Here is an 18,508-nt window from a genome sequence, read left to right on the forward strand (position 1 = left end):
GAATAGACAGAGTGACTTCCTTATTTTCAGAAAGTGAAACAGAAGTTGTATCAACCACCTATATGTTTCTAACCCATGACGAAATGAAGGGGAAAGCAAGCAGTCTCAATAAACCCATCAACGACATTCTCAGCCTGACTAAAAAATTTGAGTCTGCATTAAAAGAAGAAATCAAAGGGCAAAAAGGAATGATTGTCAAAAAAATAAAAGAAGAGCTTGAATCGAAAAGCGAAAAGCAGAAAACTGCACTTCAAACGATAAAAGAAGAGCATACTGCAAAGGTTGACCGGTTCAAGATGATCATTGAAGACCTGAGACAGCAAGAGGTTACCTTAACGTATCGAAAAAAGAAGCCTGAAAAGGATCTATAATATGAAACGTCTCCTATTCGAGTCATGAATAGGGGATTTTTATTTTCAGTGTACAAGAAAAATATACTGAAAAAGTCTCTCTCCATTGTTATGATTTAGAAAGAGTAAAAATAATCCTATTATATTCCGTTCAACCTTGCTGACCGCGTAAAGGGATTGAAACAGGAGGAAAAATACTATGTCAACACAGCAACCTAAAAGAAAATTCAAAGCCTTTTTTGCATTAGTGAAACAGACAAACCCATCCTATGGAAAGCTCGCTTTTGCGCTGATTCTCAGTATTGTGACAACACTGGTCAGCCTGCTGATTCCTTTATTAACGAAGCAGCTTGTCGACGGTTTTTCCATGTCAGCGCTGTCCGGCACGCAAATCGGGCTGATCGCGCTCGTTTTTCTTATTCAGGCCGCTTTAAGCGCCTACGCTACATACGCGCTAAACTATAGCGGGCAAAAAATCATCTCTGGGTTAAGGGATTTATTATGGAAGAAATTAATTAAGCTTCCTGTATCTTATTTCGATACTAACGCTTCCGGTGAGACTGTCAGCCGGGTCACGAATGATACGATGGTGGTAAAAGAGCTGATCACCAGCCATATCAGCGGATTTATAACAGGCATCATTTCGGTCATTGGATCACTCACCATCTTATTCATTATGAACTGGAAGCTGACGCTGCTTGTTTTAGTAGTTGTCCCATTAGCGGCGCTGATTTTAGTGCCAATCGGCCAGAAGATGTTCTCCATTTCTCGGGAAACTCAAGATGAAACCGCACGTTTTACAGGGTTGCTCAATCAAATACTTCCGGAAATCAGGCTTGTGAAGGCTTCAAATGCAGAGGAAGTCGAATACAAACGCGGAAAGCTGGGGATTTCTTCATTATTCCAGCTGGGGGTTCGTGAAGCGAAGGTGCAATCGCTTGTTGGGCCGCTTATTTCTCTCGTATTAATGGCCGCACTCGTGGCTGTTATTGGATACGGCGGTATGCAGGTGTCATCAGGCGAATTGACTGCCGGAGCACTCGTGGCTTTTATTTTATATTTGTTTCAAATCATAATGCCGATGGGCCAGATTACAACGTTCTTCACACAGCTGCAAAAATCAATCGGTGCAACGGAACGGATGATTGAGATATTGGCAGAGGAAGAGGAAGATACCGTCACAGGAAACCAAATTGACAACGCGCATCTGCCTATCCGGCTTGATCAGGTGTCCTTTGGCTATAAGCCTGAGCAGCTGATCTTGAAGGATATCAGCGCCGTGATTGAAGCGGGGAAAGTTACAGCAATTGTTGGGCCGAGCGGCGGCGGGAAAACCACGCTGTTTAAGCTGCTTGAGCGTTTCTATTCTCCGACTGAAGGGACCATTCGGCTGGGAGACGAGCCGGTGGATACGTATTCGCTCGAATCGTGGCGTCAGCATATCGGCTACGTGTCACAGGAAAGTCCGTTAATGTCGGGAACGATCAGAGACAATATTTGTTATGGGCTGGAACGTGAGGTAACGGATGCCGAAATCGAAAAAGCAGCGGAGATGGCATACGCTCTTAATTTTATACAGGAGCTGCCGAATCAGCTTGATACTGAAGTGGGTGAACGCGGCATTATGCTGTCGGGCGGACAGAGACAAAGAATTGCGATTGCCAGGGCGCTTCTCCGTGATCCGAGCATCCTGATGCTTGATGAAGCCACTTCCAGCCTCGACAGCCAATCTGAAAAATCAGTGCAGCAGGCACTTGAGGTGCTGATGGAAGGCCGGACAACTATTGTTATCGCTCACCGCTTATCGACTGTTGTAGATGCTGATCAGCTATTATTTGTTGAAAAAGGGGAAATTACGGGACGCGGCACGCACCATGAATTAATGGCTTCCCATGACCTTTACAGAGATTTTGCTGAACAGCAGCTTAAAATGAATGCGGATTTAGAAAACAAAGCCGGGTAAATTCTGGTCGATTCAGCCAGTAAAAAAAAGAGGAGGGATTTTCCCAATCCTTCCTTTTGAACTATTGAGGGGCTTACGATTTATGGTATACTACTGACGGTAATATTGTATAAAACGGAGGGTAGTTGTGGGAAAACACACTTCTGAACATAAAAATCACGCACAAATTGTTCAGCTGCTTCAAGATGGACATTATTTTTTTCATAAAGGTTTGAAAGCGTATAAAGAACGCAATCTGAAGCGGGCAAGCAAACTGATCCAGCGCGCGGTTCATTTGGAGCCGAAGGATTCAGAGATGCTTTCGCAGCTTGCGGTCATTTATTCTGAGATGGGGCAATACCAGGAATCAAACGATTTGCTTGATTATATTTTGGCGAATCTTGAGACGGAAATGCCGGAATGCCATTATTTTAAAGCAAATAACTTTGCCCATCTGGGACTCTTTCAGGAAGCTTATAAAGAAGCTGCTGCTTATTCAGACGCTGACCCGGACGGTGAATTTTCCGAAGAGAATGATAGTCTGCTTGAACTGCTTGATTTAGGAGACGGCGGGCCTGAGGATTCTTTATATGATCAGGATGAATTGCTCATCAAACAGGACCGGGCGAAGTCCTTGCTTGAAAGCGGTCAGCTTGCTGAAGCTGTTGCGGCCCTTGAGGAAATCACACACGAATATCCTGAGCTTTGGTCCGCTTATAATAATCTCGCCCTTGCCCACTTTTATTCCGGCAATGTTGTGAAAGCGAAACAAACGGCTTATCAAGTGCTGAATCATAATGAAGGAAATCTTCACGCATTATGTAATCTTCTTGTTTTCTACTATTATGAAAGAGAAGATGAAAAGGTGGCAGAGCTGAGTGATCAGCTTTCAAATGTATATCCAATGTTATTTGAACAGCGCTATAAACTGGGTGCCACTCTGTCGCTTGTCGGCCGGTATGATATCGGGTACAAATGGCTCAGATCACTATATAAAAGCGGTTTTGAAGGAGACGACACATTTTACTACTGGCTCTCGTGCTCTGCTTACTTTACGGACCATAAAGAATTTGCCGAAACGGTATGGAGAAAAGTCGAGTCGCAATATCCAGGAGCAGACCGTCCGGCTCCGTGGATTGAGCGGCGGGAAGTACTTCCTTCGTCAGTAGAACAGCGATTGGCGGCCTATTATATCAGCAGCACCAAGGGTGAAACGGAGCATCTTGAAGCCGTGATACGCTCGAAGCGCATTACCGCTCCTTTTGAAAACCATTTTGTTAAGCTGCTCTTAAACGGAGATTCCGCAGCAGCAGATGTGTCAGAGGATGCGCTTTTCGCTTATCAAACGGTTAAATTGCTGGAAGAAGCAGAACAAGATGAGATGAAAACAGAAGTCATGAGCTGCTGGGTATTCCATGTGATACAGCAAATCCGCGCAGCGGGGCCGCTGAAAAATGTGAGCGGATGGGCTGCGGCTATCTACTATATTTGGAAAGAAGCCCATGGCAAACATGACACCAAAAAAGATACGGCAGCCCAATTTGGCATCTCTCCGGCTACTTTGACGAAATATATGAAATATATTGATGATATTTTAGAATAGTATATTGATTGAGAGTTGATTCACAGAATCAACTCTCTTTTTATTCTAAGAAGTATATTAAGAAAGTAATATCGACAGGTTTTTTATCAATTTAAGAAAAATGACAAATGATGTGCAGCCTGACATCTGTTTGAAACACAAATGTAATAAAATTTATCGCTAATTTGTCGAAACTTGATGGTATAATGATTCTCGTACATAAGGAATTAGTGTTTTTTACATATGATGTGAAATAAACGCTATACACCCAGATTAAGAGATGCACAGAATAATTAACCATAAAAAATCATCATTCCTCGTAGAGTATGAGGAACGAAACTTGATGTTCAAAATACAATTCCAAATGAGAACAGGTTCACAGTAAAAGGGAGGATATAAAAAGTGAGAAAGAGTTTATTGACACTTGGTTTGGCTTCCGTCATCGGGACAAGCAGTTTTTTGATCCCATTTACAAGTAAAACTGCATCGGCGGAAACATTAGATGAAAAGAAACAAAAAATCGAAAGCAAGCAATCTGAGGTTGCTTCCAGCATTGAAGCGAAGGAAAAAGAATTAACTGAGCTTCAGGAAAACCAATCAAAGATTGAAAAAGAACTGAAAGACATTAACGCTAAGGCGCTCGATACAAGCAACAAAATCGATGATAAAAAAGAAGAAAACGATAAAACAAAAGAAGAAATCAAAAAACTGAAAAAAGAGATTAAAGAAACAGAAGCACGCATCGAAAAACGCAACGAAATCCTGAAAAAACGCGTTCGTTCTTTACAGGAAAGCGGCGGATCTCAAGGATACATAGATGTACTTTTAGGATCAACGAGCTTTGGTGATTTTATCTCACGTGCAACTGCGGTTTCATCTATTGTGGATGCAGACAAAGATTTAATCAAGCAGCAAGAGCAGGATAAAGCGAAGCTTGAAGACTCTGAAGCAGATCTGAATGATAAGCTGAAAGAAGTACAAGCTGCACTGGCTAAATTAGAAACAATGCAAAAAGATCTTGATAAACAGCTTGATGAAAAAGACAAGCTTTTCGACGAAGCAAAGGACAGCCAGAAGAAAACAGCTGACGCGATTTCTGAATTAAAATCAGAAGCAGCTGACCTTGCAAACCAAAAAGCAGATACTGAAGAAGAACAAGCGCGTATCAAAAAACAACAAGAAGCTGCGGCTGCCCTGATCAAAAAGCAGGAAGAAGCACAAAAAGCATCTGATGAAACACAAACAGATGACAGCCAAACGGCTACAACTGAAACAGCAAAAGCAAGCTCATCTGATGATGATTCTTCAGACAACTCTTCTAAGGGTTCATCTAACAGTTCGTCTAACGGCTCATCTTCTAAGAAGAGCAGCAGCTCAAGCAATAACTCAGGCGGCACTGTCATCAGCAACTCAGGCGGAATTGAAGGCGCGATCAGCGTTGGTTCAAGCATTGTCGGACAATCTCCGTACAAGTTTGGCGGCGGACGCTCTCAGTCTGATATCAACAACCGTATTTTTGACTGCTCATCATTCGTTCGCTGGGCTTACGCTTCTGCAGGTGTCAACCTTGGACCTGTCGGCGGAACAACGACTGATACTTTAGTTGGAAGAGGACAAGCTGTAAGCGCGTCAGACATGAAACGCGGAGACTTAGTTTTCTTTGACACATACAAAACAAATGGTCACGTTGGAATCTACTTAGGAAACGGTACGTTCCTTAACGACAATACATCTCATGGTGTATCTGTTGACTCTATGAACAACGTGTACTGGAAAAAAGCATTTAAAGGCGTTGTAAGACGTGTTGTTCAATAATAAATAAGACAAGGGCCTTCTATGGACAGAAGGCTCTTTCTTTATTAAATACATACCCTTTTGAAATACATTTAATCGCGTTTCGAAAAAAATGAGCAAAAAAATGGCGTATCACCATGAGATTTTATAGGATATGGGTAAGGAATACGTTTGATGGGGATTCTTATCATATAAGGAAGAGCCCAACTCGAAAAGACGTTTTAAGGAGTGAATGAGTGTGTCAGAAGAAAAAATATATGACGTGATTATTATCGGCGCGGGTCCTGCTGGGATGACGGCCGCTGTATACACATCTAGAGCAAACTTATCGACATTAATGATTGAAAGAGGAATTCCGGGCGGACAAATGGCAAACACGGAAGATGTGGAGAACTATCCTGGTTTCGAAAGCATCCTCGGACCTGAGCTTTCCAACAAAATGTTTGAACACGCGAAGAAATTCGGCGCGGAATACGCTTATGGCGATATTAAAGAAATTGTGGACGGCAAAGAGTACAAAGTTGTGAAAGCCGGTTCAAAAGAATATAAAGCACGTGCTGTTATCATCGCCGCAGGTGCAGAGTATAAAAAAATCGGCGTGCCTGGCGAAAAAGAATTGGGCGGCCGCGGTGTTTCGTATTGTGCAGTATGTGACGGCGCTTTCTTTAAAGGCAAAGAGCTGGTTGTTATCGGCGGAGGAGACTCAGCGGTTGAAGAAGGCGTGTACTTAACACGTTTCGCTTCAAAAGTAACGATTGTACACAGACGTGACAAACTCCGTGCGCAAAGCATTCTCCAAGCGAGAGCGTTTGATAATGAAAAAGTAGATTTCTTATGGAATAAAACCGTGAAGGAAATTCATGAGGAAAACGGCAAAGTCGGCAAAGTGACGCTTGTGGATACGGTAACTGGTGAAGAAAGTGAATTCACAACAGACGGCGTATTCATTTATATCGGTATGCTTCCTCTGTCTAAACCGTTTGAAAACCTTGGCATCACAAATGAAGAAGGCTACATCGAAACTAATGACCGAATGGAAACAAAGGTTGAAGGGATTTTCGCAGCCGGAGACATTCGCGAAAAATCATTGCGCCAAATCGTAACGGCTACAGGAGACGGAAGTATTGCGGCACAAAGCGTACAGCATTATGTCGAAGAGCTCCAGGAAACGCTGAAAACCTTAAAATAAAAAGGGCTGTCATACGAGTTTCACATAACGTTACTGGGTTTTAATTCCGCTGTAACAGTTGTGTAAAACTTATCGGTTATGATTAATAAAGTAATTGACCCCCTTTTTATAATGAATACACTTTTGGCACGGATTCTCCAGTTATCCGTGTCCTTTTTTTGTCCAAAAATAAAAGACAATTTCCTTTCACAATAAAATCATCTGAACGCGGGAAAGAATATGCTGTAAAATAGAAGAAAAGATTGTCAATGTCTCTTCATTGTGAGAGGCATCTTGAAACGGTATAATAAAGAGACGATGACAGGACGAGAAGGTTAGGTGACGTACTTGCAAAGAGTGACAAATTGTGTTCTCAAGGCGGATGACAAAGTTCTTCTTCTTCAAAAGCCAAGACGCGGCTGGTGGGTCGCGCCGGGAGGCAAGATGGAGAGCGGAGAATCAGTCAGGGATTCCGTCATCAGAGAATTCAGAGAAGAGACTGGTATCTATATCATAAATCCCCAGCTAAAAGGCGTTTTTACCTTTATTATTAAAGACGGTGACCACATTGTGTCTGAGTGGATGATGTTTACGTTTGTTGCTGATTCCTATACGGGAGAAAATGTGTCTGAATCAGAAGAAGGCATTTTGCAGTGGCACAATGTGAAGGATATTCAAAACCTGCCTATGGCCCCGGGAGACGGCCATATCCTCGACTTTATGATGAAGGGACAAGGGCTGCTGCACGGCACATTTACGTATACACCGGAGTTTGAGCTGCTCAGTTATCGTTTAGATCCGCAGCACATCAAATAGAAAGACAAGTCAGGGGGGAGAAAGATGAGTGTTAGTGAATCACATGATATTCAGCTTGTCATTATTACCGGTATGTCGGGAGCGGGAAAAACCGTTGCGATTCAAAGCTTTGAGGATCTCGGCTATTTCTGCGTCGATAATCTGCCGCCTTCATTGCTTCCGAAGTTTTTAGAGCTGATGAAGGAATCAAATTCGAAAATGAGCAAGGTCGCGCTTGTTATGGATTTGCGCGGCCGTGAATTTTTTGACCGGCTGATTGAGGCGCTGGATGAAATGGCGGAAAATCCGTGGATTACACCGCGAATTTTATTTTTAGACGCGAAGGATTCGATTCTCGTGACAAGATATAAAGAAACGAGACGTTCGCATCCGCTGGCAGTGACTGGTCTTCCGCTCGAAGGCATCGCGCTGGAACGTGAGCTGCTTGAGGAATTAAAAGGCCGCTCTCAAATGATTTATGATACATCAGACATGAAGCCGCGCGATCTGCGCGAGAAAATTGTAAAGCATTTTGCGACAAACCAAGGAGAGACATTTACGGTTAATGTCATGTCATTTGGTTTTAAATACGGTATTCCGATTGATGCCGATCTCGTCTTTGATGTCAGATTTTTGCCGAATCCATATTATATCGAAAGCATGAGGCCGCTGACCGGAAAAGATGAAGAGGTATCCTCTTACGTCATGAAGTGGAATGAAACACAAAAGTTCAATGAAAAATTAATCGATTTACTCAGCTTCATGCTGCCGTCCTACAAAAGAGAAGGAAAGAGCCAGCTCGTCATTGCGATCGGCTGCACAGGGGGCCAGCACCGCTCTGTGACACTTGCCGAGTATTTAGCTGACTATTTCAAAAAGGATTACTATACTCATGTTACTCACCGGGACATTGAAAAGAGAAGCCGGAAATAAGATGGGACAAAAACCGAAAATCGCAATCTTTGGCGGCGGCACAGGCCTTTCTGTATTGCTTCGGGGCTTAAAGCATAAACCCGTTGATATTACGGCGATTGTCACAGTTGCTGATGACGGAGGTAGCTCGGGGCGGCTGCGGAACGAACTGCAAATCCCGCCACCAGGAGACATCAGAAATGTACTTGCCGCTTTATCCGATGTGGAGCCGCTAGTTGAAGATCTCTTTCAGCACCGTTTTAATAAAGGGAACGACTTAACGGGTCATTCACTCGGAAATTTAATTTTGGCAGCGATGACGAATATAACCGGTGATTTTTTTCACGCTGTCACAGAAATGAGCAAGGTGCTGAATGTAAGAGGAAAGGTGTTGCCGGCAGCCAATGCCAGTGTTGTTCTGCATGCCGAAATGGAGGACGGCCGCGTGGTCTCAGGCGAGTCCACTATTCCGGAGTACGGCCAGCGTATTAAGCGCGTTTTTCTGACGCCTGAAAACATTGATCCGCTGCCGGAAACGATAGACGTGATCAGGGAAGCGGATCTGATTATTATCGGACCGGGAAGCCTTTATACCAGTATTCTTCCTAATTTGCTCGTCCCGAAAATTGGAGAAGAAGTGATCAAGGCGCCGGCGAAAAAAGTGTATATCTGCAACGTGATGACACAGCCCGGAGAAACGCTGCATTATACCGCTGCCGATCATGTGAAAGCGCTCAATCAGCATATGGGCTGCGGCTTTATCGATACCATACTTGTTAACAGTGAAGACATTCCTGACGAAATAAAACGTAAGTACGCAGTAGAATCGGCGCGTCCTGTTGATTTTGATATCGAAGAGCTGAAAGCGATGGGTCTTGAAGTTATCAGAGATCAAATCGTAACACATAAAAATGACGTAATTCGTCACGATACACATAAAGTGGCTTCTCTTCTTGTCGATTTACTGAAAGAATGAAGCCTTGAAATGAGGTGGCTATATGTCATTTGCATCGGAAACAAAAAAAGAATTAACGAACCTGGAAGTGAAGGACTGCTGCATTAAGGCAGAGCTGTCTGCACTTATCCGAATGAATGGATCTTTATCATTTGCTAACCGCCATCTCGTACTTGATGTTCAAACTGAAAATGCAGCGATTGCCCGCCGCATCTATACATTGCTGAAAAGACAATATGATGTGTCGGTTGAGCTGCTGGTCAGAAAGAAAATGCGGCTGAAAAAGAATAACGTCTATATTGTGCGTTTTTCAGAGAATGCAAAGTTCATCTTAGAGGATTTAAAAATACTCGGCGAGAATTTTGTGTTTGAGCGAAATATTTCAAAAGAGCTTGTCAAAAAGAGATGCTGCAAGCGTTCTTACATGAGAGGGGCATTTTTGGCGGGAGGTTCAGTCAATAATCCGGAAACCTCCTCGTATCATTTAGAAATTTTTTCTCTCTATAAAGAGCATAACGATTCATTATGCGACCTGTTAAATGAGTTTCATTTAAACAGCAAAACGCTCGAACGGAAAAAAGGCTATATCACTTACTTAAAAGAGGCAGAAAAGATTACTGAATTTCTGAACGTAATCGGCGCACATAATTCGCTGCTGCGTTTTGAGGATGTCAGAATCGTCAGAGACATGAGAAATTCGGTTAATCGCCTTGTCAATTGTGAAACAGCCAACTTAAACAAAACCATCGGGGCTTCGCTCAGACAGGTAGAAAATATTAAATACATCGATGAAAGAATCGGCTTGGAGGCGCTTCCTGAAAAACTTCGGGAAATCGCGCAGCTGCGGATTGATTACCAGGAAGTGACGCTGAAAGAGCTGGGGGAAATGGTAGCGAGCGGAAAAATCAGCAAATCAGGGATCAATCACAGGCTGAGAAAACTTGACGAAATCGCAGAACAGCTGCGGACAGGGCAAACCGTCACTTTAAAATAACCGTAAAGAAAAGGGGAGATCTTATGGTTCAGCAGAAAGTGGAAGTTCGATTAAAGACAGGACTGCAGGCGCGTCCTGCTGCTTTGTTTGTACAAGAAGCAAACCGGTTTACGTCAGATGTGTTTCTTGAGAAGGATGGGAAAAAAGTAAATGCGAAAAGCATCATGGGGCTGATGAGCCTTGCAGTAAGCACAGGCACAGAAGTCATATTGATTGCCGAGGGAGAAGATGAACAAGAGGCGCTGGAAAAGCTTTCGGCGTATGTTCAAGAGGAAGTTTAGGTGATGCAAAATGAATGATTTTCTGAAAGACTGTTTTAAGAAAATCGGCTGGAAGAAGGATCATGTCAGCTTCGACGATCTTCCCCTTTTTCTAAAAGCGATGGCGTACCGATACCCTTTTGAAAACCGGGCAGTTCTTGCAAAAGAGAATTATAAGGTAACCAAAGAGGAGCTTTGGCGCCGTCTGATCAAAGAGCAGCATGGGGGACTATGCTACGACCTGAATGGTTTTCTTTACTACGTTTTACGCGATGCCGGTTTTCATGTGAAGCTCATCCGCGGAACAGTTTATGCAGGAAAGCAAGAAGAGTGGGCATTAGAAGGAACCCATGCTGCTGTATGGCTGTCGGCAGAAAAGGGAGATTACATTGTTGATATTGGATTTGGCATCAACCTGGCGCTGGAGCCGATACCGCTTTCCGGAGAAACGGTACAATCTCCTGTGGGAGCATTCCGAATCAAGGAAAAAGCGACGGAAATGGGCACCCATCTTCTGTTGATGGACAAAGGAGAAGGCTGGAAAATCGGTTATGCCTTTACCCTTGAAGAGAGGGATCCCGGTGATTTAGATGACATGAAGGACCTGATTCATTCTCATGAAAAATCTCCTTTTAACAAATCACTGCTCGCCTCAAAGTTGACACCGAACGGGCGGATGGTCATGTCAGACCGCCATTTTACGATTCATGAAAACGGCGGAGAAGGCCAAAAAAGTGACATCGCCTCTTCAGAGTTTGAAGAGAAATTAAACACTTATTTTTTGTAATGTGAAAAGCTTGCAGACATACTGCAAGCTTTTTCTTATGAACAAGTATTGATTACTACATCAAATGCATCTTCCGGGATATACAGTTTCCCTTTTTCATATTGATAAGGAATGTGATTCTCTTTAAAGCACTCTTTTTCGTATTCAGTCAGTGAATCTCCAATTTCTATGTATTCCCCGGTATAGTTCGGCTGGCATGCTGAAAGAGTTGACGTAATGGTTACAAGTAGCATGATTATCTTCATAATGACACCTACTTATTAAGAAATTTTTCCCTTTTTTCATTCTACCATAACGAATAGAAAAAGACCGATTTACTATCCCCCACATGCTATAATGAATTTTGGAATCTTCTAGAAAAATCAACGCGCTAGACATATAAGGGGGATAAACGTGTATCGGATCTTACTCGTGGAAGATGATGAACGGATTGCTTCATTGCTGGGCGGCCATCTTCAGAAATACGGATATCATATAAAAATAGCTGAAAAGCTGAATAACATAAAGGAAGAATTTGCGGAAATGAAACCGGATCTTGTGCTGCTCGATATTAATCTTCCTTTTTTTGACGGGTTTTATTGGTGCAGGCAAATCCGAACGGTTTCAAATGCTCCGATTATTTTTATCTCGGCGCGGACTGATGAACTGAATCAGGTGATGGCGATTGAGAACGGGGGCGATGACTATATCACAAAGCCGTTTCACTTAGAAGTCGTCATGGCCAAAATCAAAAGCGTGCTGCGCAGGACCTATGGTGAGTATTCTCCTTCTTTGTCCCAGGAATCAAGACTGGTGGAGCTTGGCGGTCTAACGATATATCCAGACCAATATGAAGCGGAGTGGAAGAACAGCCGCATCTCGTTTTCACAAAAAGAATTTCAGCTGCTTTCGATTTTCATAAGAGAGCACAAAAAAATTGTCTCGCGTGATGAATTGCTGGAGGCATTATGGGACGACGTTGATTTTGTTGATGATAATACATTAACGGTCAATGTCAATCGGCTGCGGAGAAAGCTGGAGAATGCCGGATTGAAAGATGCTATTGCAACCATCAGGGGGCAGGGCTATGTATTTGAAGTCAATCGGAAGGATGAACGGGAGTGTTAAAGACTTATATCATCGACCGATTAGCCATTATTCTTTTTTCCTTATTAAGCATAGGTGCCGCTATGTTTATTGCCTATTTAAGCATTATAGAGAGCGGTGCCGAGCCTTCTGCAGAAAATATGATGTACATATGGGTTCTGCCTGGTGTCCTTTTGGCGGCCGGTTTTACTGCCGATTACATCCGGCAAGTGTCCTTTCTGGCATTTTTGAAAAAACTGGCCGACCAGGCACCCGCTTCAAATGACATAGGGCGGTCACTTGAAGCCCGCAAGCCAAGAACAAGAGAGCAAGCCCTCTGGACAAAAATGATTAACGCGCTTGGCGATCAATATGCCGGAAAGCTCTCACAATATATCAATAAACAAAAACAGCATTATACATTTACGAATCAATGGATTCACCATATGAAAACACCCGTATCCGTCATTTCCTTAATGATTCAAGAAGGAAAGAACGGGACCGCTTCTTCCTTTCAGACATTTTTAGAGGAGCTGGAAGATGAAAATGAACGGTTTCGCCATGGGCTGGATATGATGCTGCAAACAGCCCGGCTGGAGGAGTTCGCTTTTGATGTAAAACCAGAAACCTTTGATTTGACAGAGCTTGTCCGCTCATTGATCAATCAGGAAAAACGGCAGTTTATTAAACGGCGGCTTTTTCCGAAATTACATGTGCCATCAAACGCCGTCCAGGTTTCCAGTGATCAAAAGTGGCTCTCCTTTGTTGTGGAGCAAATCCTTTTTAATGCCCTGAAATATTCAAAGCAAGGCGCTGGGGACCATATTACCATCCGGATTGAAACGCAAGGCCGTGAAACGCGTTTATCAGTTGCAGATGACGGTATCGGCATTCCGGCGCAGGATCTTCCCCGGATTTTTGATCCGTTTTTTACTGGTGAAAACGGGCGAAGCATGACGCAGGCGACAGGAATGGGCCTATATTTGGCGAAAGAGGTGTGCAGCCAGCTGGGCCATAAACTGTACGCGCAATCAAAAGAGGGAGCGGGCACCGTGATGACAATCGTCTTTTCAAGTGACACCCTGGCGAATGTGACAGTATTGTAAGGTTCGAAAGCGAGATTGAAAGAAAGTTCGATGGGAGGCTGCTGACTTCCTTTTTATAATAAAGAAAAAAGGAGGATCAGAGGCATGAACGTGCTGCAAACAACGAAGCTGTCAAAAACATATTATTCAAATAAAGGAACGATGTCATATCAGGCACTTAGCGATTTTGACCTCAGTGTAAATAAAGGAGAATTTGTCGGCATCATGGGGCCGTCAGGAAGCGGAAAAACCACGCTCCTGAATTTGCTGGCCACCATTGATAAGCCGACCCAGGGCGAGATGATGATCAACGGCATTCAGCCGAAAACGTTAAAGGATCAAGAGATGGCTCTGTTTCGCAGAAGAGAGCTGGGCTTTGTCTTCCAAGACTTTAATCTGCTTGATACGCTGACGATTCGGGAAAACATCCTGCTTCCGCTCGCGTTGGACAAGGTAAAGCTGAGTGAAATGGAAAACCGCTTAGATGAACTGGCAGATACATTGCAAATCAAACATATTCTGGACCACCGTACATACGAAGTGTCCGGAGGCCAGCAGCAGCGTGCGGCCTGTGCAAGAGCCATTATTCATAATCCGGCTCTGATATTGGCAGATGAACCGACAGGCAACCTTGATTCAAAATCTGCAAAACAGGTCATGAACACGCTGGCTCAGCTAAATGAAGAAAAGGAAGCAACGATACTATTGGTTACGCATGATGCCACAGCGGCAAGCTTCTGTAAACGGATCGTCTTTATTAAAGACGGAAGATTTTTTTCAGAGATCCGCAGGGGAACGAATCAGCAGGTGTTTTATCAAAGTATCCTGGATACCCTGAGTGTGTTGGGAGGCGATTTTCATGAATTTGAGAACCATCGCCCGTAAGAACATTATTGGGAATCTGCAAAGATATGTTGCTTACTTTTTAAGCTGTGTGTTTGCCGTCTCGGTCTTTTTCGTCTTCACATCTTTTATTTTTCACCCGGATGTGACGGAAGACAATGTGTATGGCGGAAGCCTTGTGAAAACGTGTTTGAGCGCGGCTCTTATCGTCATTATCGTGTTTTGTATATTCTTTATTTCTTATTCAAATTCAGCATTTTTACAAGCGAGAAAGAAAGAGTTTGGCTTGTTTTCGCTGTTCGGGACATCAAAGCAGCAGCTCCGAAAGATGATTTATTATGAGCAGTCGCTGATTTCTCTTGCGGCGATTGCGGCCGGTATCGGCACGGGGCTGTTATTTTCAAAACTGTTTTTTATGGTCATGACGTGGATGCTCAGTGTGAAGGTGCCGATCTCGTTTGCGATTGTACCGAAAGCATTTGTGCTGACGGCGGTCGGTTTTCTCATATTGTTTCAAGTCCTGCTTATTTTATCGCTGGGGCAGATTCGCAAGCTCGAAATCATAGATTTGATTAAATCAGCTCAAAAACCTAAAAATTTACCGGCCTATTCAAAATGGCTCACTGTGCTGTCTTTGCTTTGTCTGGCTGGCGGTTATTATCTGTCTGCCACAGCCAATGCGATCGACATGATGTTTCGTGTCTTTCCGATTTTGATTTTAGTGTTAATCGGCACGTATTTCTTTTTTACACAAAGCAGTGTTGCGTTTTTCCGCATGCTGTACAGAAAGAAACACAGCTTTTACAAAGGAACCAATATCATTGTGCGTTCCAACATGATATTCAGGCTGAAAGATCACGCACGCATGCTGTTTTTAACCTCTGTGATTACAGCAGTCATTTTAACCGCTACAGGTGTGATCTATATGTTTTATGCTGATTTAGAAAGGCAGGAGGAGCAAAGCATTCCTCAATCTGTTGCCTGGGTGGAAAAAGACGCTTCCCGTTTTCAGGTTATGAAGCCTGAGACGGCTGAGAATACATTGAAAAGAGCAGATGCTGAGATTAAATATAAGGTGAATGCCACAGGTATTCCTGTTACATTTCAATCAGACTTGCCGTATGGAAACAGGAAGGCGGAAGCAGAGGCCTTGCTGATCTCAGAGAAAATCTATAATCAAGTCGCAAAGGAAAAAGGTTTTCCCGTTATTCATTTACAAGAAAATGAAGCGTTTATCAATGTTCCGTTTCAAATGATGGTGAAAGATACGTTCGGGGAAGGGGAAAAAGCAGCGTTTCATATGAAGTCAGGAAAATCACTTTCCTATGTCATGAAAAAGCAGCAAAACAAAGGGATATTGATGTCAGTCGGAGGAGTCAGCCGTTTATTGGTTGTCAGCGAAAAAAGCTTTGACAGCCTGACACAGGAGGTGCCGCTGAAGGATCAGACGAGAGTGGTAGGCTATGAGCTTGAGCATTGGCAGGAGACGGTGGACGTCTCTGAGAAGCTTGAAAACATGGTGCCGAAAGAACATACATCTGATTTTCAAACGCGTGCTCCGAGTTTTCAAGTTGTGAAGCAGGGAGTCGCATTAATGCTGTTTATCGGTCTGTTTGTCAGCGTGCTGTTTTTTATCGTTCAAGGAAGCATGCTGTATTTGCGGATGTTTACTGAAATAGAAGATACGAGAGTGCAAGTGTTAGCATTAAAGAGAATGGGGATTACGGACAAAGAGATTCACTCCATCCTTGGAAGACAGATTGGATTTTTGTTCTTCATCCCGTTTATCGCGGGCACGATTCACGCCGGTTTTGCGTATGTGGCGTTAAGCAACATGCTGAATGCTAACTTATTTCTTGAGGCCGTGATTGTCATCTTCATTTATTTTGTGTTCCAGGCTGTTTATTATATCGTCACTCGTCATATTTATAAGCGTGCTGTTCTCCAGCATATGTAATATGAAATCCGGTCTTCATCAGACCGGATTTTTAGATTTACTGAAATTCTCTTGTCAGATTTTTCGGTGTTTCCCCTTTGATAGCTGCGATCATGTTTTCAGCGGCCTGTTTACACATATTGAAACGCACTTTAGCTGTTGCTGAGCCAATATGCGGCAGTAGGGTGACATTATCGAGCTGCAAGAGCGGGTTGTCTTTTGCAACAGGTTCTTCTTCGTACACGTCTAAACCGGCACCGCGAATCCAGCCTTCTTGAAGAGCGCGGATGAGGGCTTTTTCATCAACCGTCTTTCCCCGGGAAATATTGACGAAAATTGCGGAATCCTTCATCAGTTTAAATTCACGTTCCCCGATCATGTGATACGTTTCGTCAGTCAGCGGAGTAATCAGCAGAACAAAATCTGATTGCTCCAGCAGTGTGTCAAGCTCAGCGTATTTGACGCCGATGCTTTCTTCAGTTTCTTGTTTGCGATGGCGGTTATGATAAAGCACGTCCATATCGAAACCGAATTTGGCGCGTCTGGCCGCTTGCTCGCCGATTCTGCCCATGCCGATAATGCCTAATGTTTGATGATGGACGTCAATGCCGAAAAGGTCTTCTTCTTCAACCGTACCCCATTTACCGGCCCGGACGAAACGGTCCAGTTCAGCAACACGTCTGGCCGATGATAGAATTAAAGAAAAGGCCAGATCGGCCACTGTGTCATCCAGTGTATAAGGCGTATGAGTGCCGACGACGCTTTTTTCTTTCATCGCTTCTATATCAAAATTATCGTAGCCGACGGATTGATTGCTGACGACCTTCAGCTTAGGAGCATGTTCAAGCAGCTCGCTGTTGATGGACGGCCCAGATGTTCCAGTAGTTAAAAGCCCTTCAGCATCTTTCATTTTTTCGAATAGCACCTCTTGCGGAAGTGTATCCTCCTGCCATATCTCATAGCGGCAATGCTCACTGATCATGTTTTCAATCTCTTCAGGAATCGGTTTGGTGATAAATACAAATGGTTTCAACAAGGCTCCCCCTTTATGGCTGTTGTCTATTTTATTATATCGGAAAGAAATAGAAGTTAGAAATATTGCTGCGTTTGTTAAAATTTCTGGTTCTTTTGAACTTAAAATGATCGTGATGAATGAAAAAATAGCAGCCTCTGCTTAAATAAGTTTTTTAATTATCTGAATTCGCCTATATTTTTTGTCAGACAAATCACCAAAATACCAGCAGAACCTGGATTATAGGATTCAATAAATATAAATTTTATTATCTTTGAAAGATATAAATTTTTGAGTTTTTATTTTACAGTCCAATTAGATCGTCTTTTGTTGAAAGCCTTTTCGCGGCCTGTTCCTATGCTATAATTCCTTACTGTAAGCTGGGTAAGAAGGCTTGCAAAATCATATGGATGGGAGATGAATTAGAATGGTTTCTTTAACATCAATTTTGGAACACAATCAGCAGTTTGTCAGAGAGAAGAAGTACGAACCCTACAAAACGACAAAATTCCCTTCAAAAAAGCTCGTTATTGTTACCTGTATGGATACAAGACTCACAGAACTTCTTCCGCAAGCAATGGGGCTTAAAAACGGCGACGCTAAGATTGTAAAAAACGCGGGAGCCATCGTTTCTCACCCATTTGGAAGTGTCATGCGCAGCATATTGGTCGCCATTTATGAATTGCAGGCTGAAGAGGTTTGCATAATCGGCCACCATGAATGCGGGATGTCAGGCCTGAATGCTACCTCGATTCTAGAAAAAGCAAAGGAACGCGGGGTAGAAGCAAGCTGCCTGAGTTTGCTTGATAGCGCCGGATTAGATTTGAAAACCTGGCTGACCGGTTTTCACAGTGTGGAAGAAAGCGTTTCCCACAGTGTCAATCTGATCAAGAATCATCCGCTGCTGCCAAAAAAGCTGCCGGTTCACGGGCTTGTGATACACCCGGAGACAGGCAAACTTGACGTCGTGATTAACGGTTATGAAACTGAGTTCATAAAGACTAATTCATAAGGGAGGTTTTAACAAA

18 protein-coding genes are annotated in these 18,508 nt (G+C 43.3%); 16 read left to right on the top strand and 2 right to left on the bottom strand.

The genetic code is table 11. From position 1 onward, the window contains the following. The first annotated feature begins 11 nt into the window (after positions 1 to 11). The 11 genes from DIC78_RS13645 to DIC78_RS13695 all read left to right on the top strand — a co-directional run bounded on the left by DIC78_RS13645 (position 12) and on the right by DIC78_RS13695 (position 11,539). Positions 12 to 371 (top strand): hypothetical protein, encoded by a 360-nt coding sequence (locus tag DIC78_RS13645; protein ID WP_106019618.1) that lies wholly within the window; start codon positions 12 to 14, stop codon positions 369 to 371. A 178-nt stretch (positions 372 to 549) separates the two neighbouring features. Beyond that, positions 550 to 2,313: an ABC transporter ATP-binding protein gene (locus tag DIC78_RS13650; RefSeq protein WP_106019617.1), complete on the top strand. Its 1,764-nt coding sequence runs from the start codon at positions 550 to 552 to the stop codon at positions 2,311 to 2,313. Between the two features lie 127 nt (positions 2,314 to 2,440). Then, a complete protein-coding gene (locus DIC78_RS13655; protein WP_059334993.1) occupies positions 2,441 to 3,895 on the top strand; it encodes a tetratricopeptide repeat protein in 1,455 nt (484 codons plus the stop codon). A 381-nt stretch (positions 3,896 to 4,276) separates the two neighbouring features. Continuing rightward, positions 4,277 to 5,689, top strand: a complete 1,413-nt coding sequence (cwlO, locus tag DIC78_RS13660) for a peptidoglycan DL-endopeptidase CwlO (RefSeq protein WP_101859896.1) — start codon at positions 4,277 to 4,279, stop codon at positions 5,687 to 5,689. Positions 5,690 to 5,906: 217 nt separating this feature from the next. Continuing rightward, positions 5,907 to 6,857, top strand: a complete 951-nt coding sequence (gene trxB, locus DIC78_RS13665; protein WP_024122970.1) for a thioredoxin-disulfide reductase — start codon at positions 5,907 to 5,909, stop codon at positions 6,855 to 6,857. A gap of 318 nt (positions 6,858 to 7,175) precedes the next feature. After that, the gene (locus DIC78_RS13670) at positions 7,176 to 7,652 is read left to right on the top strand and encodes an 8-oxo-dGTP diphosphatase (protein WP_081638370.1); all 477 of its coding nucleotides are present in this window, start codon (positions 7,176 to 7,178) and stop codon (positions 7,650 to 7,652) included. A 24-nt stretch (positions 7,653 to 7,676) separates the two neighbouring features. Further along, positions 7,677 to 8,564 carry an RNase adapter RapZ gene (gene rapZ / locus DIC78_RS13675; RefSeq protein ID WP_059334990.1) on the top strand — a complete coding sequence of 296 codons (888 nt, stop codon included), beginning with the start codon at positions 7,677 to 7,679 and terminating at the stop codon, positions 8,562 to 8,564. A 1-nt stretch (position 8,565) separates the two neighbouring features. After that, a complete protein-coding gene (gene mgfK, locus DIC78_RS13680) occupies positions 8,566 to 9,519 on the top strand; it encodes a gluconeogenesis morphogenetic factor (RefSeq protein ID WP_105954130.1) in 954 nt (317 codons plus the stop codon). A gap of 22 nt (positions 9,520 to 9,541) precedes the next feature. Then, a complete protein-coding gene (gene whiA, locus DIC78_RS13685) occupies positions 9,542 to 10,492 on the top strand; it encodes a DNA-binding protein WhiA (RefSeq protein WP_024122966.1) in 951 nt (316 codons plus the stop codon). A 23-nt stretch (positions 10,493 to 10,515) separates the two neighbouring features. Further along, complete coding sequence (locus DIC78_RS13690) at positions 10,516 to 10,773, top strand: HPr family phosphocarrier protein (protein ID WP_010331997.1); 258 nt, start codon at positions 10,516 to 10,518, stop codon at positions 10,771 to 10,773. A gap of 10 nt (positions 10,774 to 10,783) precedes the next feature. Then, a complete protein-coding gene (locus DIC78_RS13695) occupies positions 10,784 to 11,539 on the top strand; it encodes an arylamine N-acetyltransferase family protein (protein ID WP_127696447.1) in 756 nt (251 codons plus the stop codon). A 35-nt stretch (positions 11,540 to 11,574) separates the two neighbouring features. On the opposite strand, the gene DIC78_RS13700 is transcribed toward DIC78_RS13695, so the two are convergent. Next, the gene (locus tag DIC78_RS13700) at positions 11,575 to 11,784 is read right to left on the bottom strand and encodes a hypothetical protein (RefSeq protein ID WP_010331995.1); all 210 of its coding nucleotides are present in this window, start codon (positions 11,782 to 11,784) and stop codon (positions 11,575 to 11,577) included. Between the two features lie 148 nt (positions 11,785 to 11,932). Here DIC78_RS13700 and DIC78_RS13705 point away from each other — a divergent pair, with 148 nt between their 5' ends. The 4 genes from DIC78_RS13705 to DIC78_RS13720 all read left to right on the top strand — a co-directional run bounded on the left by DIC78_RS13705 (position 11,933) and on the right by DIC78_RS13720 (position 16,489). Further along, on the top strand, positions 11,933 to 12,646 hold the full coding sequence (locus DIC78_RS13705; RefSeq protein ID WP_106019614.1) for a response regulator transcription factor: 714 nt from the start codon (positions 11,933 to 11,935) through the stop codon (positions 12,644 to 12,646). Continuing rightward, positions 12,640 to 13,710, top strand: coding sequence for a HAMP domain-containing histidine kinase (locus DIC78_RS13710; protein ID WP_106019613.1), 1,071 nt, complete (start codon positions 12,640 to 12,642; stop codon positions 13,708 to 13,710). The genes DIC78_RS13705 and DIC78_RS13710 overlap by 7 nt, the downstream gene beginning before the upstream one ends. 84 nt (positions 13,711 to 13,794) lie before the next feature. Beyond that, positions 13,795 to 14,574, top strand: a complete 780-nt coding sequence (gene psdA, locus DIC78_RS13715) for a lantibiotic ABC transporter ATP-binding protein PsdA (RefSeq protein ID WP_024122961.1) — start codon at positions 13,795 to 13,797, stop codon at positions 14,572 to 14,574. Then, entirely contained in the window at positions 14,549 to 16,489 is a 1,941-nt protein-coding gene (locus DIC78_RS13720) for an ABC transporter permease (protein ID WP_106019612.1), read from the top strand. The genes psdA and DIC78_RS13720 overlap by 26 nt, the downstream gene beginning before the upstream one ends. Before the next feature lie 37 nt (positions 16,490 to 16,526). Here DIC78_RS13720 and DIC78_RS13725 read toward each other — a convergent pair whose 3' ends face one another. Next, positions 16,527 to 17,504, bottom strand: a complete 978-nt coding sequence (locus tag DIC78_RS13725; protein WP_095712950.1) for a 2-hydroxyacid dehydrogenase — start codon at positions 17,502 to 17,504, stop codon at positions 16,527 to 16,529. Positions 17,505 to 17,907: 403 nt separating this feature from the next. Here DIC78_RS13725 and DIC78_RS13730 point away from each other — a divergent pair, with 403 nt between their 5' ends. After that, positions 17,908 to 18,492, top strand: a complete 585-nt coding sequence (locus DIC78_RS13730; RefSeq protein WP_127696448.1) for a beta-class carbonic anhydrase — start codon at positions 17,908 to 17,910, stop codon at positions 18,490 to 18,492. Positions 18,493 to 18,508 lie beyond the last annotated feature (16 nt).

This window comes from Bacillus halotolerans, assembly GCF_004006435.1.
GTDB lineage: Bacteria > Bacillota > Bacilli > Bacillales > Bacillaceae > Bacillus > Bacillus halotolerans.